This is a genomic window from Kitasatospora sp. NPDC047058 (assembly GCF_040643935.1).
Classification (GTDB): Bacteria; Actinomycetota; Actinomycetes; order Streptomycetales; family Streptomycetaceae; genus Kitasatospora.
The window spans coordinates 1-1,475 of sequence record NZ_JBEYVJ010000849.1 but is presented as its reverse complement, the minus strand read 5'-3'; the positions used below and the strand labels follow the sequence as shown (position 1 = coordinate 1,475).

The following is a 1,475-nucleotide window of genomic DNA, read 5'->3' as shown; positions in this document are numbered from 1 at the left end:
GGTACGCGACCTCGCTGTTCGGCTCCTCGATGGCGCCGGTGGCGGTCGCCTTCGCGGTGCTGGGCGCCGGCGGCGGGGGCAGCGAGGTCTCGCCCCCCGGTCGCTGCACGGGCACCTGCGCCCCGGACAGCCCCGTTCCGGACGGGCCCGTCCCGGACACCCTCGCCTCCGCCACCGGTACTCCCCCTGACTCCCCCGGGCCCGCTCCTCGACCTGCGCCTGTCGGAGGGAGCGTTCCCTCCTCCAAGAGAGAGTAAAGACTAGTGGTCAGCGCCGGGCCGACCGAGCCCCTTCACCGTCCGCTCACAGCACCGCACCGCCGTCACCCCGGCCGAGGAGCGGGGTGACGACGGTGCGGGAACGGGCCGGACGGGCCCGGAGGGCGGTCAGCCCAGCTGCGGAGAGACCCGGGCGGCGACCAGCTCCAGGTGGTCGAGGTCGTCCAGGTCGAGGATCTGCAGGTAGACGCGCTCGGTGCCGGCCTCGGCGTAGCGGCCGAGCTTCTCCACCACCTCGTCAGGGGTGCCGGCCAGGCCGTTCGCCTTCAGTTCGTCCACGTCGCGGCCGATCGCGGCGGCCCGGCGGGCCACCTCGGCGTCGTCACGGCCGACGCAGGCGACCAGGGCGTTGGAGTACACCAGGTCGCCGGCCGCGCGGCCGGCCTGCTCGACGGCGGCGCGGACCCGGCCGAACTGGGCGGCGGTCCCCTCCACCGAGGTGAACGGCAGGTTGAACTCGTCGGCGAAGCGGGCCGCCAGCGCCGGGGTGCGGGTCGGGCCCGTGCCGCCGACCAGGATCGGGATCCGCTCCTGGGCGGGCTTGGGCAGCGCCGGCGAGTCGGTCAGCCGGTAGTACTCGCCCGCGAAGTCGAAGGTGTCGCCGAGCTTGGTGTTCCAGAGCCCGGTGACGATCGCCAGCTGCTCCTCCAGCCGGCCGAACTTCTCCTTCGGGAAGGGGATGCCGTAGGCGGTGTGCTCCTCCTCGTACCAGCCGGCACCGAGGCCCAGCTCGACCCGGCCGCCGCTCATCGCGTCGACCTGGGCGACCTGGATGGCGAGGACGCCGGGCAGCCGGAAGGTGGCGGCGGTCATCAGGGTGCCGAGCCGGATGGTGTCGGTGTCCCGGGCGAGGCCGGCCAGGGTGATCCAGGCGTCGGTCGGGCCCGGCAGGCCGCTGACCCCGCCCATCTTCAGGTAGTGGTCGGAACGGAAGAAGGCGCTGAAGGTGCCGAGCTGCTCGGCGGTCCGGGCGACCCGCAGCAGCGTCTCGTAGCTCGCGCCCTGCTGGGGTTCGGTGAACACTCGAAGATCCATAAGGGCCATTCTGGTACAGAGCATCCCGGTCCTCCGGCCATCCGGCGGGCGTGGCCGGGGGCGACCGGCGGGTTCGGGCCACCGCCGGGGCGGCCGGCGGGCACCGTCGGGGGCGGCCGCGGGTGGCCAAGGTCTCAGGCCGGGCGGCCCGGACCGGGGGCC

The 1,475-nt window shown here is 74.5% G+C and carries 1 protein-coding gene; it reads right to left on the bottom strand.

Annotation, left to right across the window (positions count from 1 at the left end):
- Positions 1-386: 386 nt before the first annotated feature.
- Positions 387-1,313, bottom strand: coding sequence for an LLM class F420-dependent oxidoreductase (locus tag ABZ885_RS41055; RefSeq protein WP_360200299.1), 927 nt, complete (start codon positions 1,311-1,313; stop codon positions 387-389).
- Positions 1,314-1,475 lie beyond the last annotated feature (162 nt).

Excerpts from the sequence above, each read along its gene's own strand:
- ABZ885_RS41055 (WP_360200299.1), bottom strand. The coding sequence starts at position 1,313 with ATGGATCTTCGAGTGTTCACCGAACCCCAGCAGGGCGCGAGCTACGAG.